19 protein-coding genes are annotated in these 20,292 nt (G+C 72.2%); 10 read left to right on the forward strand and 9 right to left on the reverse strand.

Annotated elements, in window-relative coordinates:
• Positions 1-125 precede the first annotated feature (125 nt).
• Together BM041_RS26600 and BM041_RS26605 are read left to right on the forward strand one after the other, a co-directional pair.
• Positions 126-2,264: a sensor histidine kinase gene (locus BM041_RS26600; protein ID WP_092962956.1), complete on the forward strand. Its 2,139-nt coding sequence runs from the start codon at positions 126-128 to the stop codon at positions 2,262-2,264.
• A gap of 68 nt (positions 2,265-2,332) precedes the next feature.
• Positions 2,333-2,785 (forward strand): hypothetical protein, encoded by a 453-nt coding sequence (locus tag BM041_RS26605; protein ID WP_139226197.1) that lies wholly within the window; start codon positions 2,333-2,335, stop codon positions 2,783-2,785.
• Positions 2,786-2,794: 9 nt separating this feature from the next.
• Here the strand turns inward: BM041_RS26605 and BM041_RS26610 are convergent, their stop codons facing one another.
• From BM041_RS26610 to BM041_RS26625, 4 genes are all read right to left on the reverse strand, one after another.
• Positions 2,795-3,613 carry an N-acetylmuramoyl-L-alanine amidase gene (locus BM041_RS26610; RefSeq protein ID WP_092962958.1) on the reverse strand — a complete coding sequence of 273 codons (819 nt, stop codon included), beginning with the start codon at positions 3,611-3,613 and terminating at the stop codon, positions 2,795-2,797.
• A gap of 93 nt (positions 3,614-3,706) precedes the next feature.
• Positions 3,707-4,156 carry a DNA polymerase III subunit chi gene (locus BM041_RS26615; RefSeq protein WP_092962959.1) on the reverse strand — a complete coding sequence of 150 codons (450 nt, stop codon included), beginning with the start codon at positions 4,154-4,156 and terminating at the stop codon, positions 3,707-3,709.
• Positions 4,156-5,592 (reverse strand): leucyl aminopeptidase family protein, encoded by a 1,437-nt coding sequence (locus BM041_RS26620; RefSeq protein ID WP_092962960.1) that lies wholly within the window; start codon positions 5,590-5,592, stop codon positions 4,156-4,158. The genes BM041_RS26615 and BM041_RS26620 overlap by 1 nt, the downstream gene beginning before the upstream one ends.
• A gap of 9 nt (positions 5,593-5,601) precedes the next feature.
• Positions 5,602-7,086, reverse strand: coding sequence for a leucyl aminopeptidase (locus BM041_RS26625; RefSeq protein ID WP_092962961.1), 1,485 nt, complete (start codon positions 7,084-7,086; stop codon positions 5,602-5,604).
• Between the two features lie 152 nt (positions 7,087-7,238).
• Between BM041_RS26625 and cysQ the strand changes: the two genes are divergently transcribed.
• From cysQ to BM041_RS26645, 4 genes are all read left to right on the forward strand, one after another.
• On the forward strand, positions 7,239-8,003 hold the full coding sequence (cysQ, locus tag BM041_RS26630; protein WP_092962962.1) for a 3'(2'),5'-bisphosphate nucleotidase CysQ: 765 nt from the start codon (positions 7,239-7,241) through the stop codon (positions 8,001-8,003).
• Between the two features lie 13 nt (positions 8,004-8,016).
• Positions 8,017-8,991 carry an L-threonylcarbamoyladenylate synthase gene (locus tag BM041_RS26635; protein WP_092962963.1) on the forward strand — a complete coding sequence of 325 codons (975 nt, stop codon included), beginning with the start codon at positions 8,017-8,019 and terminating at the stop codon, positions 8,989-8,991.
• Positions 8,992-9,140: 149 nt separating this feature from the next.
• Positions 9,141-9,842: a cysteine hydrolase family protein gene (locus BM041_RS26640; RefSeq protein ID WP_092962964.1), complete on the forward strand. Its 702-nt coding sequence runs from the start codon at positions 9,141-9,143 to the stop codon at positions 9,840-9,842.
• Entirely contained in the window at positions 9,839-11,419 is a 1,581-nt protein-coding gene (locus tag BM041_RS26645; protein WP_092962965.1) for a regulator, read from the forward strand. Before BM041_RS26640 ends, BM041_RS26645 begins: the two co-directional genes overlap by 4 nt.
• Positions 11,420-11,426: 7 nt before the next feature.
• Here the strand turns inward: BM041_RS26645 and BM041_RS26650 are convergent, their stop codons facing one another.
• Positions 11,427-12,656 (reverse strand): histidine kinase dimerization/phosphoacceptor domain -containing protein, encoded by a 1,230-nt coding sequence (locus BM041_RS26650; protein WP_092963011.1) that lies wholly within the window; start codon positions 12,654-12,656, stop codon positions 11,427-11,429.
• A gap of 143 nt (positions 12,657-12,799) precedes the next feature.
• Between BM041_RS26650 and BM041_RS26655 the strand changes: the two genes are divergently transcribed.
• On the forward strand, positions 12,800-13,207 hold the full coding sequence (locus BM041_RS26655) for a response regulator (protein ID WP_175534191.1): 408 nt from the start codon (positions 12,800-12,802) through the stop codon (positions 13,205-13,207).
• 43 nt (positions 13,208-13,250) lie between these two features.
• On the opposite strand, the gene BM041_RS26660 is transcribed toward BM041_RS26655, so the two are convergent.
• The 4 genes from BM041_RS26660 to BM041_RS26675 form a co-directional block, all read right to left on the reverse strand.
• Positions 13,251-14,285, reverse strand: coding sequence for an alpha/beta hydrolase family protein (locus BM041_RS26660; protein ID WP_092962967.1), 1,035 nt, complete (start codon positions 14,283-14,285; stop codon positions 13,251-13,253).
• Positions 14,286-14,299: 14 nt separating this feature from the next.
• On the reverse strand, positions 14,300-15,925 hold the full coding sequence (locus BM041_RS26665; RefSeq protein ID WP_092962968.1) for a tannase/feruloyl esterase family alpha/beta hydrolase: 1,626 nt from the start codon (positions 15,923-15,925) through the stop codon (positions 14,300-14,302).
• A 95-nt stretch (positions 15,926-16,020) separates the two neighbouring features.
• Complete coding sequence (locus BM041_RS26670; RefSeq protein ID WP_092962969.1) at positions 16,021-16,992, reverse strand: Bug family tripartite tricarboxylate transporter substrate binding protein; 972 nt, start codon at positions 16,990-16,992, stop codon at positions 16,021-16,023.
• 43 nt (positions 16,993-17,035) lie between these two features.
• Complete coding sequence (locus BM041_RS26675; protein WP_092962970.1) at positions 17,036-18,121, reverse strand: 4-oxalomesaconate tautomerase; 1,086 nt, start codon at positions 18,119-18,121, stop codon at positions 17,036-17,038.
• Between the two features lie 114 nt (positions 18,122-18,235).
• Here BM041_RS26675 and BM041_RS26680 point away from each other — a divergent pair, with 114 nt between their 5' ends.
• From BM041_RS26680 to BM041_RS26690, 3 genes are read left to right on the forward strand one after another with little or no spacing between them, the layout of a single operon-like run.
• The gene (locus BM041_RS26680) at positions 18,236-19,129 is read left to right on the forward strand and encodes a LysR family transcriptional regulator (RefSeq protein ID WP_092962971.1); all 894 of its coding nucleotides are present in this window, start codon (positions 18,236-18,238) and stop codon (positions 19,127-19,129) included.
• 32 nt (positions 19,130-19,161) lie between these two features.
• A complete protein-coding gene (locus BM041_RS26685) occupies positions 19,162-19,725 on the forward strand; it encodes a chromate transporter (protein WP_092962972.1) in 564 nt (187 codons plus the stop codon).
• Positions 19,722-20,276, forward strand: a complete 555-nt coding sequence (locus tag BM041_RS26690; protein ID WP_092962973.1) for a chromate transporter — start codon at positions 19,722-19,724, stop codon at positions 20,274-20,276. Before BM041_RS26685 ends, BM041_RS26690 begins: the two co-directional genes overlap by 4 nt.
• Positions 20,277-20,292 lie beyond the last annotated feature (16 nt).

The raw sequence follows: 20,292 nt of genomic DNA on the forward strand, positions 1-20,292 counted from the left end.
TGCCTCGCCGGCGGATTGGGGCCAGGATGGAACCGTGCCCCGCCGGCATGATTGCCTGCGGGGTGGAAGACCGGGACGGCCCCCGAACAGCCGGCGACGACAGGGGAAGGGGTCACGCAGGTCCGATGCAGCTTGCCACCGACATACCCGCCCCGCGCGGCGCGCCCAGCCTCCGGCTCCGCCTGCTGGCCCTGGTGGGGCTGCTGGTGGTGGCGCTGATCGGGCTCGGCGGCCTGGCGGTCTGGCAGGCGCATGGCGAAAGCCGCCGCCAGGCCGGGGAGAGGCTGCTGGCCGCCGCCCGCGCCATGGCCCATCGCATCGACCTGGAATTCGCGCGGGCGGAAGCGCTCCTCACCGGCTTCGCCGCCCAGCCCGGCCTGGCGGAGGGCGATGCGGATGCCTTCCTGGCGGCCGCCGCGCGGCTCGGCCCGCTGCTCGACCCCTTGGCGGATGGCCGCGTCCTCGGCATCGCCAGGCTGGATGAGGGCCAGATCGCCAACACCGCCCTGGGCATCCTGCCCACCCCGACGCCCATCCCCCAGGCCTTGGCGGAGGCCCTGGCCCGCGGCGGCACCGCCATCTCGAACCTGTATCGGGGGACGCTCAGCGGCCGCCCCACCGTGGCGGTCGCCATCCCGCTCCCCGCGGCCCCCGGCCAGCCGCGCCTGGCCATCGGCCTGTCCCTGCCGGGGGAGGCGATCGCCCCCGCGCTCGGCACCGCGCCGCTGCCGCAGGGTGCCGTGGCCGGGCTGATGGACCGCCTGGGCATCGTCGTCGCCCGCAGCCGCGACCCCGCCGCCGCCATCGGCCAGCCCGCGATCCCGGCGCTGGTCGCCGCCATGGCGCAGGCGCCGGAAGGCGTCCTGGACGGCATCGCCAACCGGGACGGGGTCGTTTCCGTCATCGCCTTCGCCCGCGCCCCCGTCTCCGGCTACGGCGCCGCGGTGGCGCAGCCCGAGGCAGTGTTCGAGGCCGGGCTGCGCGAGGCCCTGATCCGCTTGCTGCTCAGCACGCTGCCCGTCGCGCTCACCGGGCTCGGCATCGCGCTCCTGCTCGCGCTCCGCCTCCGCCGCGCGCTCGCCGCCCTGCCAGGCCTTCCGGACGGCCTGGCGCCCGCCGGCGGGCCGGCCGGCCCACCTTTGGCGGAGGTGCAGGACCTTGCCCGCGCGCTCGCCGCCGCCGATGCGGCGCGCAGCGCCACCGAAGCGGCGCTGCGCGAACGCACCGCCTGGCTGGAACAGGCGCAGCGCGCCGCCGCCGTCGGCACCTGGCGGCGTGACTTCACCACCGGGGAGCTGCGCTGGTCGGATGCGATGTTCCGCCTCTATGGCCTCGATCCCGAAACCCATGGCCCGGCCACCCTCGCGCTGTGGCGCAGCCACCTGCTGCCGGAGGACCGCGCCGCCGGGATCGCCGCGCTGGAGCGCGCCAGGCAGACCGGCCGGCATGAGGCGGAGGTGCGGATCCGCCGCGCTGACGGCGCCATCCGCTGGATCCGCGCCAGCGGCGCCGTGGAATACGCGCCGGACGGCACGCCGCTTCGCCTGGTCGGCGCCAGCCACGACGTCACCGAACAGCGCCTGCTGGCGCAGGAACGCGAAGCCCGCATCGCGGAGAAGGACCTGCTGGTGCAGGAGATGCACCACCGCGTGAAGAACAGCCTCCAGCTCGTCCAGGGGCTGCTGCTGCTCCAGGCCCGCGGCGCCGCCGACCCCGCGCTGGCCGAAAAGCTGCGGGAGGCTGCCGGCCGGATCGTCTCCATCGCCGCCGTCCACCGCCGGCTCTACGAAGGCGCGCCCGGCGTGGCGCAGGACGTGGCCGAGCATCTCGGCGCGCTGGTCGAGGATCTGGGCCGCTCGCTCGGCTCCTCCGGCCGCGCCATCGACCTCGCGGCGGAACCCGGCCTGCGCCTGCCCGCGGACCGGATGGCGGCGCTCGGCCTGCTGGTGACGGAACTGGTGACCAACGCGCTGAAGCATGGTGCCGGCCGCATCGCCATCCGCTTCCAGCCGGCGCCGGCGGAGGCGGTGCTGGCGGTGACGGATGAAGGCCCGGGCTTCGCCCCGGATTTCGACCCGACCCGATCCCGCGGCCTCGGCATGCGGGTGGCCCTCGCGATGACGCGGCAGTTGCACGGGGTCCTCTCCGTCATGCCGGGGCCGGGTGGGCGGGTGGTGGTCCGCCTGCCGGCCGTGCCGGAGGGGTCGCCCCCGGATTCCCCGCTCTCCGACGCCCTGCCAACGGACGTCCAAAAACCCGAATAAGTTGTGAATATTTCGTTTACCGCTTGTTGCCTTTTGCCGATTCATCTATGGGTTGGGCGGAGGGTTTCATGGTCGTCGCCGCGGTCATCCTGGTCGCCCTGCTGCTCCTGCCCGGCGTGATCGCGGGGCTCATCGCCCGGCCACTCTTCATCACCCCCATCTTCACCACCCCGCCGATGTCGACGCATGACCTGCGCTACGTGCTGAACCAGCACAGCGCGGGGCTGTTCGACATCGTCATGCGCGCCGTGGTCGCGGAATTCGCGCTCGGCTTCCTCGCCGGCAGCGTGGCGGTGACGCTGGCGCGCATGGTGCTGCGGCAGGAACGGCTGATGCCGGTGGCCTATGCCGTCAGCATGGCGCTGGCGGGGCTGCTGGTCTTCGACCAGGCGACGGCGGTGCTGCGCTACGGCGTCTCCGAAGCCACAGTCGCGATGGCGACCTACCTGATCGGCACCAGCATGGGCATGGTGATCGCCGCCCTCTTCGCGGACAACACGGCGCAGCGGGAGACGCGTTAACCCGGCCGTTCAGCTGCCCAGGCGGCGCAGGAAGGCGCCGTGGACGAAGCCGTCCTGCACGCCATCGCCCTGCAGATCCACCAGGCGCCAGTCGCCATCCTCCCGCAGCACGCGCAGCTTCGTGCCCGGCGCCAGCTTCGCCAGCACCGTGAAGGCCGGGCCCGGGCCGCCGCGCAGGTTCAGCTCGTCCCGCACCACCACCTCGAACTGGCCAAGGTCACGTTCCGCCAGCGTCCCCGACCCCGCCGCGCCGCCCAGCGACTGGAAGCGCCGCATCGGGAAAGCCGGGCCGGGGTCCACCTTCCGCCGGGGGGCGATGTCGTCATGCCCGACCACCTCCTGGATGGTCGGATAGGCCGCGCGGAGCGCCAGGGTGATGGCTTCCACCGCGCGAAGCTGCGCCTCCGGATAGGATTCCCACGCCATCTCCGGCCCGCCATTGCGATGCCGCGCCACCACCACCTGGTCGGCGGTGAAGACCCGGCCCAGCCCGTCCCGCGTCCAGCCATCGCCGGCCCGCTTGTCGAGGAAGCCGAGATTGGCGATCTCGATGCCGATGGAATGGCCGTTCAGCCCGTTGAAGCCGCGCCAGGATGAAGGGCCGGCGTGGAAGGCCTCCGTCGTGAAGTCGACGGTCTGGATGATGGACCCGTCGCGTTCCACGAAGAGATGCGCCGACAGGCCACGATCCTTGATAGCCCGCACCGAACCCAGCGCCGACCCGCCCGCGGTGTAGTGCATGACGATGAAGCGCGGCGTGATCGGGCCGCCGACATGCGGCGTGGCGTCGAAGGGCACGCCTTCCAGCCTGTTGCGCTTGACCTGCATCGCACGTCCCCGCGCCCTATGCGCGGTCGGAACGTTAACGCCTGCGCGGCAGCCTCCGCAACCCCGGCGCGCATTGTAACGCCTCGTTTCGCGTCAGGCTTTCTTCTCCCAGCCCCGCGGCCCCTGCTGCCAATAGGCCAGCGCATGCCCTTCGGCCTTGGCCGCCTTCCAGCGACCGCGGGCCGCGGCCACCGCCACGTCGTCCCCGCCATCGAATAGGTCGAGCACGCGGTCGAAGGCATCGAGCCGCGCGCTGGTCGTGCCCTCCAGCAGGAACAGGAAGCGCGCGCCATTCGGGGCCGCCCCATCCTCGGTCGTCAGCCAGATCGGCTGCAGGTCGGCATGCCCGCTGCGCGGCGTGCCATGCGGCAGCCAGTCCGGATCCGGGCAGGTCCAGAGCGACGCATCCAGCGCCTCCAGCCGTTCCTGCGACGCCAGCCGCACCATGGCCCGCCCGCCACCCGCCAGCACCCGGCCGAGCAGCTTCGGCAGCGCCTGTTCCAGCGGCGTGCGCGTCAGGTGATAGAAGCCGTATTCCGCCATCAGCCGCGCGCCCCCGGCGCGGGGTGGTGGTCCGCTTCCTCATGGTGCATCGCCACCCAGCGGTCCAGCAGCCGCACGCCGAAGCCGGTGGCGCCGGCCGGCCCCAGCGCATGCGGGGCGTCCTGCGTATCCACCCCCGCGATGTCCAGATGCGCCCAGGGGCCCTCCCCCGCGAAGTCGCGCAGGAAGGCCGCGGCGTGGCAGGCATCGGGCAGCAGCCGCCCCACCAGGCATTGCCGGATATCGGCGATGTCGGAGGCCAAATCCTCCCGGTGCGCATCCCCGATCGGCATGGGCCAGAGGTGTTCGCCCACCGCCTCCCCCGCCGCCGCCAGCGCGGCCGCCAGCGCGCCATCATTGCCGAACAGGCCCGCGCGATGATGGCCGAGCGCCGTCACGATCGCCCCCGTCAGCGTGGCCAGGTCCACCACCGCCCGCGGCGCGAAGCGGCTGACGGCGTGGTGCAGCGCATCCGCCAGCACCAGCCGGCCTTCCGCATCCGTGTCCACCACCTCCACCGTGCGGCCCGAGGCCGTGCGCAGCACGTCGCCGGGGCGGTAGGAGGCCGCGCCCGTCGCATTCTCCGCGATCGCCAGCACCGCGACGGCCGGGCAGGGCGACCCGCGCCGCGCCAGCGCCAGCATCGCCCCGGCACAGGCGGCGGCGCCCGCCATGTCGGCGCGCATCGCCTCCATCCCCGCCGCCCCCTTGATGGAGATGCCGCCGGTGTCGAAGACGATGCCCTTGCCCACGAAGGCCACCGGCGGCGCGTCCAGCGTGCCGCGCCAGCGCAGCGTCACCAGCCGGGGCGGGGAGGCACTGCCCTGCCCCACGGCCAGCAGCGCGCCATAGCCTTCCCGCGCCAGGCGCTTCCGGCCCCAGACCTCCACCTCGATCCCCTGCCGGGACAGCAGCCGCAGCCGGCGCACGAAATCCCGCGTGGTCAGGATATTGGCGGGCTCCGAGACCCAGTCCCGCGCCGCCAGGCAGGCCCGCGTCGCGGCCGAGGCGTCGCGCCACGCCGCCCGCGCCGCGCGGGCATCATCCACCAGCACGGTCAGCGCGCGGGGCGGGGCTTCCTCCGCCGGGATCCGGCGATAGGCGTCGAAGCGCCAGGCGCCGAGTGCCATGCCCGCGGCCATCGCCGCGGCCTCCGCCGCGCCCAGGCCGCGCGCATCCAGCAGCACGGCGGGCACGCCCTTCAGCGCCAGCGCGGCCGCCGCGCCGGCCTGTTCCCAATCCAGCAGCCGCGCCGGCGTGCCGATGCCGACCAGCAGGGGCCCGGGCGCCAGGTCCAGCACCACGCCGTGGCCCGCCGTGAACAGCGCGGCAGAGGCCGCATCGCGCAGTTCCTCCGGCAGCGCGGCGCCCGCCAGGGCCGGCAGGACGCGGCGCGCCCCGGCCGGCGCGGTCTTCCGGAAGCGGACGACCAGCATCGCCGGCCCTCAGCCCTCGCCCATCTCCGCCACCAGGCGGTCCAGCATCCGGACCCCATAGGCCGTCGCGCCCTTCGGCACCGTCGGCTGGTCCTTGCTGCTCCAGGCCGTGCCCGCGATGTCGAGGTGCGCCCAGGGCATCGGCCCGTCCTTGGTGTTCACGAAGCGCTGGATGAACTGCGCCGCGGTGATGGACCCGCCCGGCCGCCCGCCGACATTCTTCATATCCGCGATGTCGGACCGGATCTGCTTGTCATAGGCATCGCCGAGCGGCATGCGCCACGCCTTCTCCCCCACCGCCTGGCCGGCGGCCAGGATGCGGGCGGCGAGGTCGTCGTCGTTGCTGAACAGGCCGGCATGTTCGTGGCCGAGCGCGATGATGATGGCGCCCGTCAGCGTCGCGAGGTCGATCATGCAGCGGGGCTGGAAGCGTTCCTGCGCGTACCAGATGACGTCGGCCAGCACGAGCCGCCCCTCGGCATCGGTGTTGATCACCTCCACCGTCTGGCCGCTATAGGTCTTCACCACGTCGCCCGGCCGCTGCGCGGTGCCCGACGGCATGTTCTCCACCAGCCCGACCAGCCCGACCACGTCGCATTTGGCGCGCCGTCCCGCCAGCGCCGCCATCAGGCCGACGACGGTGCCCGCGCCCGCCATGTCCCACTTCATGTCCTCCATCCCGCCGGCCGGCTTGATGGAGATGCCGCCGGTGTCGAAGGTGACGCCCTTGCCGATGAAGGCCATGGGCTTCGTCCCCTTGCGGTTCTTCGGCGCGCCCTTCCACTGCATGACCACCAGGCGGGGTTCGTGCTGGCTGCCCTGCGCCACCCCGATCATCGCCCCGAAGCCGAGTTTCTGCAGATCCTTCAGCCCCATCACCTCGACCTCGACGCCGAGCTTTTCCAGCCCCTTGCAGCGTTCGGCGAATTCGATGGGGTGCAGGATGTTGGGCGGCTCGCTCACCAGCTCCCGCGTCAGGAAGACGCCATCGGCCACGGCGCGCATCGGCGCGAAGGCCTGCTTGGCGGCGTTGGGCTCCGCCGTCGCGATCGCCAGGCGTTCCAGCTTCGGCTTGTCCTCCTCCTTCTCCCGCGTCCGGTAGCGGTCGAAGCGCCAGGCGCGCAGCAGGGCACCCAGGCCGAGGCTCGCCGCCAGCGGGGCCGCCAGCGCATCGGCCACCACCGTCGCCTCCCGGTCCTGGGCCAGCGCCGGGATCAGCGCGCCGCCCGCGGCTTCCGCCGCCGCGCCGTCCAGTTCCGACTCCCGGCCGAGGCCGACCGCCACCACCTTGGTGAAGCCCCCGAGCGCCCAGAGCGTGGTCGCCTGGCCCTTGCGGCCCTTGAAGCCCGCGGCCTCCAGCGCGCGCGTCAGCGCCCCGCCCGCCTCCTTGTCCGCCTGCGCGAACAGACCCGCAGGCGCCGCCCCCTCCGCCAGCGGCACGACCAGCGCGCCGGACTTGGGAAGGGCGGCTTTGACGAAGGCGATGTCGGGCATGGGGTGCGGCGTCCGTCTGGTTTGCGCAGAGACTAACATCGCCGGCAGGCGCGGTCACAACGGGGCATGTCGCCGCCCGGCCGCACCGTCCAGAAACGCGCGAAACACGCCGCTTCTTCCCCGGCCGCCCCGCCGGCGCTACACGTCGCGCGATGCGGAACGAGGATCTTCTCGCTTTGGCCGTGCGTCTGACCGTGGCCGCTTCCGCCGCGATCAACGCCATCCGCGCCGCCGGCTTCGCCGTGGAACACAAGCGCGACCATTCCCCCGTCACCGTCGCCGACCGCATCGCGGAGGCCCTGATCGTGGAGGGGCTGCGCGACGCCACCCCCGGCATCCCCGTGGTGGCGGAGGAAGCGGTCGCCGCCGGCGACGCCGACGCGCCATCCCGCCGCTTCTGGCTGGTCGATCCCCTCGACGGCACGGCCGAATTCGCGGAGGGCCATGACAGCTTCGCCGTGAATATCGGCCTGGTGGAGGATGGCCGCCCCCTCCTCGGCGCCGTCGCCCTGCCCGCGAGCGGGGAGGTCTTCGCCGGCATCGTGGGTGTCGGCGCCTGGAAGCGGGACGCATCCGGCGAACGGCCCATCGCCGCCCGCCGCATCCCCGCCAGCGGCGCCACCGCCATGGTCAGCCGGCGGCACGACCATGATCCGCGCATCCTGGCCTTCCTGGCGGAACGCCGTGTCGTCGCCGTCACCAGCATCGGATCGGCCGAGAAATTCTGCCGCCTGGCGGAAGGCGCGGCGGACTACTACCCCCGCCGCGGCCCGACCAGCGAATGGGACACGGCGGCGCCGGAAGCCGTGCTGATCGCCGCCGGCGGCCGCATGGCGGACTGGTCCGGCGCGGCGCTGCGCTACGGCAAGCCCGGCTGGCGCAACCCGCCCTTCATCGCCGAGGGCCTCGGGGCGTGATAGATCGCGGCGCATGACGCGCCTGATCACCGATGTCGCCGAAGCCGCCGGCCTGCTGCGGGACGGTGCGCTGGTCGCCTTCGCGACCGAGACCGTCTACGGCCTGGGCGCCGATGCCCGGAACGCCCGCGCCGTGGCCGCGATCTTCGAGGCCAAGGGCCGCCCCCACTTCAACCCGCTGATCTCCCATTTCGACAGCGCCGAGGCCGCCTTCGCGGAGGTTGTCGCGGACCCCCGCGCGGCACTGCTGGCCCGCCATTTCTGGCCCGGGCCGCTGACCCTGGTGCTGCCCCGCCGCCCGGAATCGCGGATCGACCTGCTGGCCGGCGCGGGGCTCGACACCCTGGCCATCCGCGTGCCCTCCCACCCCCAGGCGCGCGACCTGCTGCGCCGGGCCGGCATCCCCATCGCCGCCCCCTCCGCCAACCGGTCCGGGGAGGTCAGCCCGACCACCGCCGCCCATGTGCTGGCCGGCCTGTCCGGCCGCATCGCCGCGGTGCTGGAAGGCGGCGCCTGCGATGTCGGCGTGGAGAGCACGGTGCTCGACCTTTCCTCCCCCACCGGCGCCGTGCTGCTGCGCCCCGGCGGCGTCACGGCGGCAGCGATCGAGACGCTGATCGGCCCCATCGGCCGCCCCATCCCCGCCTCGGCCGCCGCCGCCACCCGGACGCTGCGCAGCCCCGGCCTGATGCTGTCCCACTACGCGCCGCGCCTTCCCGTGCGGCTCGATGCCACGACGGTCGGCGGGGAGGAGGCGCTGCTCGCCTTCGGCCCCGCGCCCCTGCCCGGCGCGGGCGCGGTGTGGAACCTCTCCCCCTCCGGGGACATGGCGGAGGCCGCCGCGCGGCTTTTCGCCGGGCTGCGCTGGCTGGATGCGGAAGGGGCGCGCCTCGGCCTCACCGCCATCGCCGCCATGCCCATCCCCGCCACGGGGCTGGGCGAGGCGATCGGCGACCGCCTGGCCCGCGCCGCCGCGCCGCGGGAGTAGCCCGGACCACCGCGCCCATTTTGCGCGCAGCACGCTTGCCATTCGGGCATCGCCCCGGCGCCACCTGACGATTCGCCTGCGAATCGGGCTGGCCTCCGTTTTGCTTGAAGTCCCTCGGCGCCGCTTCCCGGCGCCGAGAGGGACACGCCATGACCCCCGTCATCCCGGCAGAACCCAGCCCCTTCGCCTTCGCCCCCGCGCGCAGCGCGCTGGTCGTCATCGACATGCAGCGCGATTTCCTCGAAGCTGGTGGCTTCGGCGAAAGCCTCGGCAACGACGTCTCCCTCCTCGCCTCCGCCATCGCCCCCTGCCAGGCCGTGCTCGCCGCCGCCCGCGCCGCTGACATGCTGGTGATCCACACGCGGGAAGGCCACCGCGCCGACCTGTCGGACGCCCCGCCCGCCAAGGTGCAGCGCGGCCCGCCCGGCCAGCGGATCGGCGATCCCGGCCCGATGGGCCGCATCCTCATCCGGGGCGAACCCGGCCACGGCATCATCGATGCCCTCGCCCCCATCGCCGGCGAACCCGTCATCGACAAGCCCGGCAAGGGCGCCTTCTACGCGACAGACCTCGAACCCATGCTCCGCAACGCGGGGATCGAGGCGCTGTTCGTCGCCGGCGTCACCACGGAAGTCTGCGTCCACACCACGGTGCGGGAGGCGAATGACCGGGGCTTCCGCTGCCTCGTCATCGCCGATGCCTGCGCCTCCTATTTTCCGGAATTCCACGCCACGGCGCTGCGCATGATCAGCGCGCAAGGGGGCCCAGGGGGAGGAATTTTCGGCTGGGTCGCCGACAGCACGCGCGTCGCCGCCGCGCTCCACCCGCATCGCGAAGGAAAAGCCGCATGAGCACGACTACGGCAAGGCCGCTGCTCTGGTCGCCCGGCGACTGGAACGCGCTGTTCGGCTTCGGCACCAACATCCTGGTGAACCTGCTGGTGCTGACGGGGCTGCTGCGCTTCGTGCTGCAGATGCCCGACGACATCGTCTTCGGCCGCATCCTGCCGGCGGCGGGGCTGATGATGGCGATGTCCACCATCTACTATGCCTGGCTCGCCTATCGCCTGGCGTTGCAGACCGGGCGGTCCGATGTCTGCGCGCTGCCCTCGGGCATCTCCGTCCCCCACATGTTCGTCGTTGTCTTCGTCATCATGCTGCCGATCTCGGCGCGCACGAACGACCCGATCAAGGGCTGGGAAGCGGGCCTCACCTGGGTCTTCGTGCAAAGCTTCATCCTGATGGCCGGCGCCTTCCTCGCGCCCTGGGTCAGGAAGGTCACGCCGCGGGCCGCGCTGCTCGGCACGCTGGCCGGCGTCTCCATCACCTTCATCTCCATGCGCCCGGCGCTGGAGATGTTCATGACGCCGGTGATCGGCATCGTCTGCTTCGCCATCGTCCTCGCCGCCTGGTTCGGCGCGCTGCGCTATCCCCGCGGCATCCCGGCGGGGCTCGTCGCCATCGCCTTCGGCATGCTCATCGCCTGGGGCGCGGCGGCCCTCGGCCTCGGCTTCGGCGGACGCAGCCTCGACAAGCTGCTGGGCGGGCTCACCAATATCGGCTTCTCCGTGCCGATCCCCGCCATCGACCACGTCTTCGGCGGGTTCGAGTTCATCGGCATCATCCTCGTCACCGCCATTCCCTTCGGGATCTATGACCTGGTGGAGGCGATGGACAATGTCGAAAGCGCGGAGGCGGCGGGCGACCATTTCCCGACCACGCGCGTGCTGACCGCCGATGGCGTGGTCTCCCTCGTCGGCTCGCTGATGGGCAACCCCTTCGTCAACGCCGTCTATATCGGCCACCCCGGCTGGAAATCGATGGGCGGGCGCATCGGCTATTCCGCCGCCACGGGTGTCGCGGTGCTGGCGGTGACGTGGCTCGGCATCATCTCCCTGCTGCTGGACCTCATCCCCGTCGTCGCGATCGCGCCCATCCTGCTCTACATCGGCATGCTGATCGGCGCGCAGGCCTTCCAGGAAACGCCGAAATCCCACGCCCCCGCCGTGGTGCTCGGCCTGGTGCCGCACCTCGCCGCCTGGGCGAAGACGCTGATCGATGGCGCGCTCGGCGCGGCGGGCACCAATGCGGCGACCGTCGGCATGGACAAGCTCGGCCAGGTCGGCGTGCTCTATCCCGGCCTGGAAGTGCTGGGCGAGGGTTCGATCCTGTCGGGCCTCATCCTCGCCGCCATCGCCGCCTTCATCATCGACAAGGAATGGCTGAAGGCGAGCTACTTCGCCGGCGCCGGCGCGGTGCTGACCTTCTTCGGCTTCATGCACGGCCCGGCCGTCGGCATCGCCGTCACGCCCGGCGTTGCGGTCGCCTATGCGCTGGTCGCCGGCTTCCTCTACGCCGTCAGTCGCCAGGCGGAGATCGAGGCCCTGCTGCGCGCGAAGCTCGACCGCAAGCCGGCGCCGGCGGAGTAGCCGCGCCCTACGGCGCCACCGCGGGCGTCGGCTCCCGCGGTGGCGCATGCAGCGGAAAGCTGAGGGACCAGGAAGTGCCAGGCCCCTCGCCCCGCGTCACCTCGCCCATCACCTGCTGCACCAGGCGCCGGACCAGCCCCACGCCATGGCGCTTGCTGCCGGTCTTCTCCACGAAGCCCACGCCGTCATCCGCCACCGTCAGCACGCCGTCCCGCCCATCCGCCGATCGCACCAGCACGACGGAGACGGTGCCGATGCCGTCGGGGAAGGCATGCTCGAAGCTGTTGGAGACGATCTCCGCCACCGCCATGCCCAACGCCGTCACCGTGTCCAGATCCACCAGCAGCGGCTCCGCCCGGCAGGCCAGCGCGATGCCGCCCCCGCCATTGCCCTGCAACCCCGGCAGCCGGCCGCAGAGGGAGCGCATGTATTCGCCGAGGTCGATGGTGCGATCCAGCCCGGTGCCCAGCAACTGCTCATAGACTTCCGACAGCGTCATCACGCGCCGGCTGATGGCGCGCACCGAGGCCTGCTCCTGCTCCCCGCCCCCGATCTTCATGTGGGTGAACAGCATGGCCTGGATGAGCTGGAGGTTGTTGCGCACGCGGTGCTTCAGCTCCTCCGCCATCATCGCCCGTTCGGCGAGGAGCTTGTCCTTCTCCTCCACCAGCGCCTCCATCAGGCGCACGGTGCGGCGCAGCATGTCGTTGCGATTGGCCGTCGCCACCGCCTCCGCCAGCACATTGGCGAAGCCGGTCAGGAAATCGATGTCGTGGCGATCGTAGGTGTGCTGCACGGGGCTGTCGATCTCCAGCACCCCATAGGCATCACCCTCCTTGCTCTTGATGATGACATCGATGGTGGAGATGATGCCGTGCTGCCCATAGAAGGCCGGCAGCACCACGTCATTCGCCTCCCGCAGATTGCCGAGGATGACGGGCTGGCCCGTGACATAGGCGCGCCCCTGGGGCGATGTCTCATTGGCGGCGGAGACGACGCGCCCCACCACCCCCTCATGCCACCCCCACCCCGCCTCGATCAGCAGGTCGTCCTCCGCCGCGCGATAGCGGCAGATCTTGCAGAAGGGCACGCCGAGGCCCTCGGCGCAGACCCGCGCCGCCTCGGTCAGGATCCTGCTGAGCTGCGGTTCGCTGAAGGCATAGCTGCCGAACTGCGCCAGCGACGCCTGCTGTCGCAGCAGCCGGTCGACATGCCGCTGCGTTACAGGCGCTGTCATGGCAATGGTTTCCATCATGCAATTCGCGGTTGAATCAATTCCGGCGGAGAAGTATACACTCGCCCTCAAGCCGCGGCCGTACCAGTCGTTCGCCCAGTACCGATCAGTTGATGATCTTGTCTCGCCAGAAGGATTCCCGGGCGATGCTGAAGATCATGATAGTCGAAAATGACGCGATGATCGCCGATTATTTGGAAGATGTGCTCAACGACGCGGGATACGAGGTCTGCGGGATCGCGCCGGATGTGGAATCGGCCATCGCCCTGGGGCGCGCCTGCCAGCCCGACCTCGGCATCATCGATTTGCGCCTGTCGGATGGGCGATTCGGGACGGAGGTGGCGGCCGCGCTGTGCCCGGGCAACGCGTTCGGCGCGCTCTATTCCACCGGCAATCCTGACCATCCCGTGCTGCAGGGCGCCATGGGCGTCGCCTGCCTGTCCAAGCCCTATACGCCGGATGCGCTGGTCGCGGCCCTCACCCTGGTCCGGGCGCGGATGATGGGGGAGGCGACGCCGGCCTCCCTGCCCAACGGCTTCCGCCTGCTCCACTGAACCGTCGGCGCGGCACCCAAGGGGCGCCGCGCCGACGCCACGCCTACTGGTACAGGCCCTTCGACGCCAGCCAGTCCTGGATCACGCCCGCGGCCTGGTCGCCGTTGCGGTCCATCATCACCATGTGGCTGTTGCCGCGGATGCCACGCTCCGGCAGGTCCACCACATCCACGCTGCCGCCCGCGGCGCGCACCGCCTCCGCGAAGCGGATGCCGTTGGCGCGGATCGCGGGCCAGCGGCTGTCCTGCGCGATGTAGTCGCCGAACACCATCAGCACGGGGATGTCGCGCAGCGCCGCCACCTTGGCGGGGTCGCCCACCGTCGCGGGTTCCACCAGCACCAGCGCGCGGACCTTGTCCGGCCTTTCCTGCGCCGCGCGCCAGCCGAACAGCCCGGCCTGGCTATGCGCCACCACCACGGAAGGCCCGACGCGGTCCAGCAGCGCCAGGTAGGCTTCCAGCGACAATTCATCCGTCGTGGTGAAGCGCGGCACGATCTGCCGCATGAAGTTCATGTAGCTCTCGCGGTCGGCCGGGAACTGGTTGCCCGGCAGCACCTCGCCCCGCGCGAAGCTGCCGGGGCCGTTGCCGATGCGGAAACGCTCGAAGGGATTGTCCACCGTCAGCAGCAGGTGGGACCCGCCAGTCTGCTCCGGGATCATCGTCCAGCCGGACCGCCCGCGCTCCACCGCATCGCTGACATAGACGGGCCAGCCGCGGCGCAGGAAGAAGTGCTGCCAGCCCTCCCGCCCGTCCGGCGTCGTCTCATAGGTCACGCCGGTCAGCCCGCCGCCATGCCACATCAGGATCGGCGCCCGGCCGCGCGGGTTCGCGGGGATCATGTACTGCGCATACATCGACCCCATCAGGTAGGTGCCGTTGGGATCGACGCGCGCGGGCACGCCGCCCGGGCTGAACAGCACCTCCCGCACCGGCTGGCCGGAGATCACGACCTCCCGCCCGCCGACATGGAAGCTGCCCCAGCTCTGCAACGACACGGGCGGCTGCTGCGTCCCCTGGGCCGCCGCGGCCCCCGCCATCCCGACGGCCATCGCCGCCGCCATCACGATCTTCTTCATGAAACGCTTCCCCCTCACTCGGCCGCGCAGACGAAGCTGGCGGCCCGGTTCACATCACCCTCCCCGCGATAGCGCGGGAAGGTCGGCGCGGCGCAGAGCGGCAGGCTCCGCCCCCGTGTCGGCGTCGCGGTGCCATCCACCACCACCTGTCCCTGCGGCGGCACGCCGTTCTCCACCCAATTGTCCAGCGCGGCCAGGCTGCCCCATTGCGGCGCGAAGCGCCCGCCGCCATGGGCAAGCCCCGGCAGCAGGAAGAAGCGGGCGAAGGCATCGGCGCGCTCCGCGCCCATTGCCTCCGTAATCCGCCGGTGGAAGCGCGCATTCTCCCAGGGGCTGACGGAGGGATCGTCATTCCCCTGCAGCAGGATCAGCTTGCCGCCACGTTGCGCGAAGGCGGAGAGATCGGCTTTCGACGCATCGAACAGCGCCGAGATCTCGAGGATCCGGTCGCGCTGCGGCCCGGGCGCCGTCACGTCGAGCGTCCGCATGTCGAGGTCCCGTCCGCCATTCACGAAGTAGCGGAAGAACTGGTAGGCGCGGTCCACGTGATGCGCGTTGGGCCCCGATCGCGGCGGCGATGTCAGCGCGGCCTGGCTGCCGAGCTGCATCGCGATCCCCTCCAGGCTGTTGTAGCCGAGGTAGTCGTTCAACCCGTTCACGAAGGCATAGGGCAGCGTGTAGCCCTGGTGGTAGACGCGCATGGTGCGGTCGATCTGCGGCCCTGTCAGGCAATGCGCGGGATGCCCCGCCTCGCCCCCCTTGCAGCGCAGCGCCTCCAGCGCCGCGGCGGAACCGGCGCGGCAGGCGGCGGGATTGCTGACCAGCCCATCCGCCACGCCATCCAGCCCGTCGCAGCGCGAAAGCGATTCCTGCGCGATCCGCGTCACCATCGCCGGCGGAATCCACCCCGCAGCGTCGTCGTCATAGACCGCGCGCGCCAGCATCGCGCCCCAGAGCCGCAGCCCCATATAGCTGCTGACGGGGTACCAGGAGATGATGCCGTCATAGGCTTCCGGCCAGCGCATCGCCGCCGTCAGCCCTTCCCGCCCGCCGGTCGATCCCCCGTTGAAATAGACCCGCGCCGGCGCCTGCCCGTATCGGGCGCTGGCCACTTCCCGCACCGCATCCAGCGTCTTGCGGATATGGGCGTAGCCGAAATTGTGCAGCGCCTCCGCATTCAGCGCGAAGGAGGCATCGTCCGCGCTTTCCGCCTGGTGGCCGCTATCGCCCGCGAAGGTCAGGAACCCCCGCGCCAGCGGCGTCGCCGCGCTGTCCAGCCCATGCACTTCCGGCCCCGTGGTGACGGGGATGCGGCCATTGTAGCCGCCGCCGCCGAATTGCAGCGCCTTGCGGTTCCAATGCGTCGGCAGGTTGGCCTGGAAGCGGATCTCTGGCGCCTGGGGGTCGACCGGCGCGATGGCGCCCATCACGCGGCAGTATTCGCCGTTCTGGTTGCCGGCCTCCCCCGCCGCCACCAGCCGCGCGGCGGTGACGCTGGCGCCGGAGGTCGGGAGCGTGATGGCGGAGGCCGCGATGCGCAGCCCCGTCAGCGCCGCGCAGGCCTCCGCCGGCGGGCGCGGCTGCGCCATGGCGGGCAGTGCGGTGGCGACAAGCGCCGCCACCACGAGGGCGTTCTTCATCGGCGTTCCTTCCCCTGCGCCCCGCCGTGCGTCGGGGTCGCACCGCGCCCGGCCTTGATGGCCGGGTCGCGACAATCACACCCCGGCGGGGTGCCTCAGTCCACCGTGATGTTGGCCTGCCGGACGACGGTTGCCCAGCGTTCCCTTTCCCAGCGGATCAGCTCGGCGAAGCCGCGGCCGTCCAGCGTGCTGGGCTCGGCCCCTTCCTCCCGCAGGCGGCGGATCACCTCCGGATTGCCCAGCGCGTCGCGCATCGCGGCGAAGAGTCGCGCCCGGACCGGCTCCGGCGTCCCCCGCGGCACCAGCAGCCCGTACCAGGCCGTCGCCTTGTAGCCCGGGATCGTCTCCGCCACCGTCGGGATGGCGGGCAGGATCGTCATGCGCGCATCGCCCGTCACCGCCAGCGGCCGCAGCGAATTGCTGGTCAGCAGGCCGACGACGGAAGGCAGCGTCGTGATCATGAAGTGCAGGTGGCCGGCGACCACGTCGGTCAGCGCCGGCGCGGCGCCGCGGAAGGGCACGTGCTCCGCCTCCAGCCCCGCCATCTGCAGCATCAGCGCCGCCGCCAGGTGGCTGGCCGACCCGTTGGAGGCGCTGCCATAGGTGATGTTGCCGCGCGCCGCGCGGATTTCCGCCAGCAGTTCCGGCAGGTTCGTCGCGCGCGACTTCGGCCCCACCACCACGATCAGCGGCGCATCCGCCACCAGCCCGATCGGCTCCAGCGCCGTCTCCGGGTTCACGCGCATGTTGCGGAAGAGCGAGACATTGACGCTCATCGGCCCGTGATTGCCCATCAGCATCGTGTAGCCGTCGGGCCGCGCGCTCGCCGCCGCCTCGGTCGCGATGTTGCCGCCCGCGCCGGGCCGGTTCTCCACCACCACGGGCTGGCCGAGCGAGGGGCTCATCGCATTGGCGACGGTGCGGGCGATGAGGTCCGTGCCGCCGCCGGGCGCGAAGGCCAGCAGGATGCGGATCGGGCGGCTGGGGAAGGGCCCTTCCTGCGCCAGCGCAGGCCCCGCGAAGGGGGCGGCCATCGCGGTGCCCAGCAGCGTGCGGCGATCGATCATGGTGACAGGTTTCCTTTTTCTTGTGTGTGAGGCGTCGAAATCGTCAATCGGCCGCAGCCGCCAGGCGGGCATGGCCCGGCCAGACCGCGGACGGGATCAGCAGCGTGCCCTCGAAGATGCGCCGCGCCGTGCGCAGCGTGCCGGCCCAGGCGACGGCGTCGCCCTCCATCCCGATCGGCACTTCCATGATGCCGGAGGGATGCGCGATCCGCACCACGTCGCCGGCACCCGGCACCGTCGCGACCGTGCCCGCCAGCCGCGCCGCGGCGGCCAGGGTGATGCCGCCCGTCACCGCCATGGCGCGGTGGCAGGCATGCGGCGTGAAGTAGCGCGCGGCGAGGTCCGCGCCCGCCGATGAAGGCCCGACCAGCGCCGGCTTCGGCACCACGCTGTCGGCGACGTCGCCAAGCCCCATGCGCCGCCCCGCTTCCAGCCGCAGCGCTTCGAGGCGCCCGCGCAGCACCGCGTCATCCTCCAGCGCCTCCGGCCGGTCATCGGCGGACACGCCCAGCGACGCCGCCGCCACCAGCATCATGGGCATGGCGCCATCGATCAGCGTGACGGGAACGCCCTCGATCACATCGGTGCGAGCCCCCGTCGGGAACATCGTGCCGGTCTTGCTGCCCGCCACGTCGCGGAAGCGCAGCACGATCGGCGCCGCCGTGCCGGCCACGCCGGGGATCGCGGCATCGCCCGCATAGGTCACGCGCCCGCCCGGCGTCTTCACCGCGGCATCCACCAGCGCGCCGGTATTGACGTTGCGGATGCGCACCACCGTCTCCTCGCCCGTCGCGCGCACCAGCCCGGCCTCGATCGCGAAGGGCCCGACGCCGGCCAGCATGTTCCCGCAATTGGGCTTCGTATCCACCAGCGCCCGGCCGACATCGACCTGCGCGAAGAGGTAGTCCACATCGATGCCCGGCAGGGTGGAACGGGCGATGATCGCGACCTTGCTCGTCAGCGTCTGCGCGCCGCCGATGCCGTCCACCTGCATCGGGTGCGGCGACCCCATGGCGGCCAGCAGCACCGCATCGCGCGTGGCGGCATCCGCCGGCAGGTCATCCGCCAGGAAGTAGGGGCCGCGGCTGGTGCCGCCGCGCATCAGGACGCAGGGGATGCGGGTCTGCATGGATGTTCCGGCCGTTTCCGCCGCGCGTGATACAGGCGCCGATCACCGCGGAGTAGTGCAAAGATCGGCAGTACTCTTGCGCGTGGCGCAACAACGGCACAGGCTGCCCCCACCATGGCCATCGCCCTCGACCAGCTCCGCACCTTCGTCGCCGTCGCGGAGGCCGGCGGCCTGACCCCCGCGGCGGAGACGCTGCATCTTTCCCTGCCCGCGATTTCCAGACGGTTGACGGCGCTGGAGGAGGAGCTGGGCGTCGCCCTCCTCACCCGCTCCACCCGCCGCGTCTCCCTCACCCAGACCGGGCGGGAATTCCTGCCCCGCGCCCGCCGCCTGCTCGACGAGTTGGAGGAAAGCCTCCTCGGCATCCGGGAAACCGCTGCCCAGCGGCGGGGGCTCGTCGTCCTCGCCTGCATCCCGACCGCCGCCTACTACTTCCTGCCCGCGACGCTCGCCGCCTTCGCCCGCCGCTTCCCCGCCGTCCGCGTCCGCGCCATGGACCTCTCGGCGGAAGGCGTGACCGATGCGGTCGCGACCGGCGCGGCGGAATTCGGCGTCGGCATGGAGGGTGCGGCCCATCCCGAGGTCGAGTTCCGCCCGATGCGGCGCGACCCCTTCGTCCTGGCCTGCCGCCGGGACCATCGCCTGGCCCGCCGCCGCGCCGTCCGCTGGGCCGACCTGGAGGGGGAGCGCCTGGTCGGCGTCTCCCGCCGTTCCGGCAACCGGCTGATCCTGGACCGCGCCCTGCTGCCGCGCGGTATCAGCCCCCACTGGCATTATGAGGCCGAGCACCTCTCCACCAGCCTCGGCCTGGTGGAGGCCGGCCTCGGCCTCGCCGTCGTCCCGCGCCTCGCCCTGCCACGGGACCCCCACCCCGTGCTGGTCGCCCGCACGCTGACCGACCCGACGGTGGACCGCGCCACGGGGCTGCTGCTGAAGCGCGGCGTGGAGCCGGGGCCGGCGGCGCGCGCCCTGATCGACCTGCTGGCGAAGGGCATGCGGGGGGGTTGATCCCGCGCCCCCCGCGCGCTCCCCTGGGCGTCATGCCGGATCACCGCCCCCAGACCCTGCGCCCCACCGTCGCGCAGCTCTTCCTCACCTATCTCAAGATCGGCCTGGTCGGCTTCGGCGGCGTCAATGCCTGGGCGCGCCGCGTGCTGGTGGAGGAGAAGCGCTGGCTGACGGAGCAGGAATATGCGGAGGTGCTGGGCCTCGGCCAGGTCCTGCCCGGCCCCAATGCGCTGAATGTCGCCATCCAGCTCGGCGACCGTTTCCGCGGCGGCGCCGGCGCCTTCGCCACCACGCTCGGCCTGTTCGGCGGCCCTATCCTCGTCCTCATGGGCCTCGCCGCGCTGCATGACCGCTACGGGGAGGTGCCGCTGGTGAAGGCGGTGCTGGCCGGCACGGCGGCGACGGCGGCGGGCATGATCCTCGGCACCGCGCTCAAGATGGCGACGAAGCTCAAGCCCGCCCTGCCCATCATCGCGGTCGGCCTTGCCGCCCTGGCAGGGGGCGCGGTCCTGCGGCTGCCGCTGCCCTATATCGTCCTCGGCCTCGCCCCCTTCGGCATCGCCGCCGCCTGGTGGACGCTCAGGGCGCGCGCATGAGCGACGATGGCGACGTCCTCCTCCAGCTCGCCATCGGCTTCGCCGCGATCTCCATGATCGCGGTGGGCGGCGGCATCGCCGTGGTGCCGGAGATGAACCGCCTGGTGGTGGATGTGCATGGGTGGATGAGCGACGCGCGCTTCGCCCAGCTCTTCGCCCTCGCCCAGGCGGCGCCGGGGCCGAATGTGCTGGTGGTGGGGCTGATCGGCTGGCAGGTGGCCGGGCTGCCGGGGATGCTGGTGGCGACCCTGGCCGTGACCGGCCCTTCGGGCTTCTTCGCCTTCGGCTTCTCCAAGCTGCGCGGGAAGCTCGCCGGCGCGCGCTGGCTCCGCATCATCGAGAAGGGGCTGGTCCCCATCGCGGTCGGCCTGATCTTCTCCTCCGGTATCATCCTCGCGCAGGGCGCGGCGCGGCCCGCGGGCCCGGGCACGGCGATCAGCCTGCTGACCTTGGGGCTGACGGTCTTCTCCACCCTCTTCGTCTGGCTGACCGATCGCAGCCCGCTCTGGGTGCTGGCGGTCGGCGCCGTGGCGGGCGCGCTGCTTCTGTAGCCGTCCCCACGGCGAC

The sequence above is a fragment of the Falsiroseomonas stagni DSM 19981 genome, assembly GCF_900114315.1.
GTDB lineage: Bacteria > Pseudomonadota > Alphaproteobacteria > Acetobacterales > Acetobacteraceae > Falsiroseomonas > Falsiroseomonas stagni.

Excerpts from the sequence above, each read along its gene's own strand:
- BM041_RS26655 (WP_175534191.1), top strand. The coding sequence starts at position 12,800 with ATGCTGAAGATCATGATAGTCGAAAATGACGCGATGATCGCCGATTAT.
- BM041_RS26635 (WP_092962963.1), top strand. The coding sequence starts at position 8,017 with ATGACGCGCCTGATCACCGATGTCGCCGAAGCCGCCGGCCTGCTGCGG.
- BM041_RS26625 (WP_092962961.1), bottom strand. The coding sequence starts at position 7,086 with ATGCCCGACATCGCCTTCGTCAAAGCCGCCCTTCCCAAGTCCGGCGCG.
- BM041_RS26640 (WP_092962964.1), top strand. The coding sequence starts at position 9,141 with ATGACCCCCGTCATCCCGGCAGAACCCAGCCCCTTCGCCTTCGCCCCC.
- BM041_RS26615 (WP_092962959.1), bottom strand. The coding sequence starts at position 4,156 with ATGGCGGAATACGGCTTCTATCACCTGACGCGCACGCCGCTGGAACAG.
- BM041_RS26680 (WP_092962971.1), top strand. The coding sequence starts at position 18,236 with ATGGCCATCGCCCTCGACCAGCTCCGCACCTTCGTCGCCGTCGCGGAG.
- BM041_RS26620 (WP_092962960.1), bottom strand. The coding sequence starts at position 5,592 with ATGCTGGTCGTCCGCTTCCGGAAGACCGCGCCGGCCGGGGCGCGCCGC.
- BM041_RS26605 (WP_139226197.1), top strand. The coding sequence starts at position 2,333 with ATGGTCGTCGCCGCGGTCATCCTGGTCGCCCTGCTGCTCCTGCCCGGC.
- BM041_RS26660 (WP_092962967.1), bottom strand. The coding sequence starts at position 14,285 with ATGAAGAAGATCGTGATGGCGGCGGCGATGGCCGTCGGGATGGCGGGG.
- BM041_RS26685 (WP_092962972.1), top strand. The coding sequence starts at position 19,162 with ATGCCGGATCACCGCCCCCAGACCCTGCGCCCCACCGTCGCGCAGCTC.
- BM041_RS26690 (WP_092962973.1), top strand. The coding sequence starts at position 19,722 with ATGAGCGACGATGGCGACGTCCTCCTCCAGCTCGCCATCGGCTTCGCC.
- BM041_RS26675 (WP_092962970.1), bottom strand. The coding sequence starts at position 18,121 with ATGCAGACCCGCATCCCCTGCGTCCTGATGCGCGGCGGCACCAGCCGC.
- BM041_RS26670 (WP_092962969.1), bottom strand. The coding sequence starts at position 16,992 with ATGATCGATCGCCGCACGCTGCTGGGCACCGCGATGGCCGCCCCCTTC.
- BM041_RS26600 (WP_092962956.1), top strand. The coding sequence starts at position 126 with ATGCAGCTTGCCACCGACATACCCGCCCCGCGCGGCGCGCCCAGCCTC.
- cysQ (WP_092962962.1), top strand. The coding sequence starts at position 7,239 with ATGCGGAACGAGGATCTTCTCGCTTTGGCCGTGCGTCTGACCGTGGCC.
- BM041_RS26610 (WP_092962958.1), bottom strand. The coding sequence starts at position 3,613 with ATGCAGGTCAAGCGCAACAGGCTGGAAGGCGTGCCCTTCGACGCCACG.
- BM041_RS26645 (WP_092962965.1), top strand. The coding sequence starts at position 9,839 with ATGAGCACGACTACGGCAAGGCCGCTGCTCTGGTCGCCCGGCGACTGG.
- BM041_RS26650 (WP_092963011.1), bottom strand. The coding sequence starts at position 12,656 with ATGACAGCGCCTGTAACGCAGCGGCATGTCGACCGGCTGCTGCGACAG.
- BM041_RS26665 (WP_092962968.1), bottom strand. The coding sequence starts at position 15,925 with ATGAAGAACGCCCTCGTGGTGGCGGCGCTTGTCGCCACCGCACTGCCC.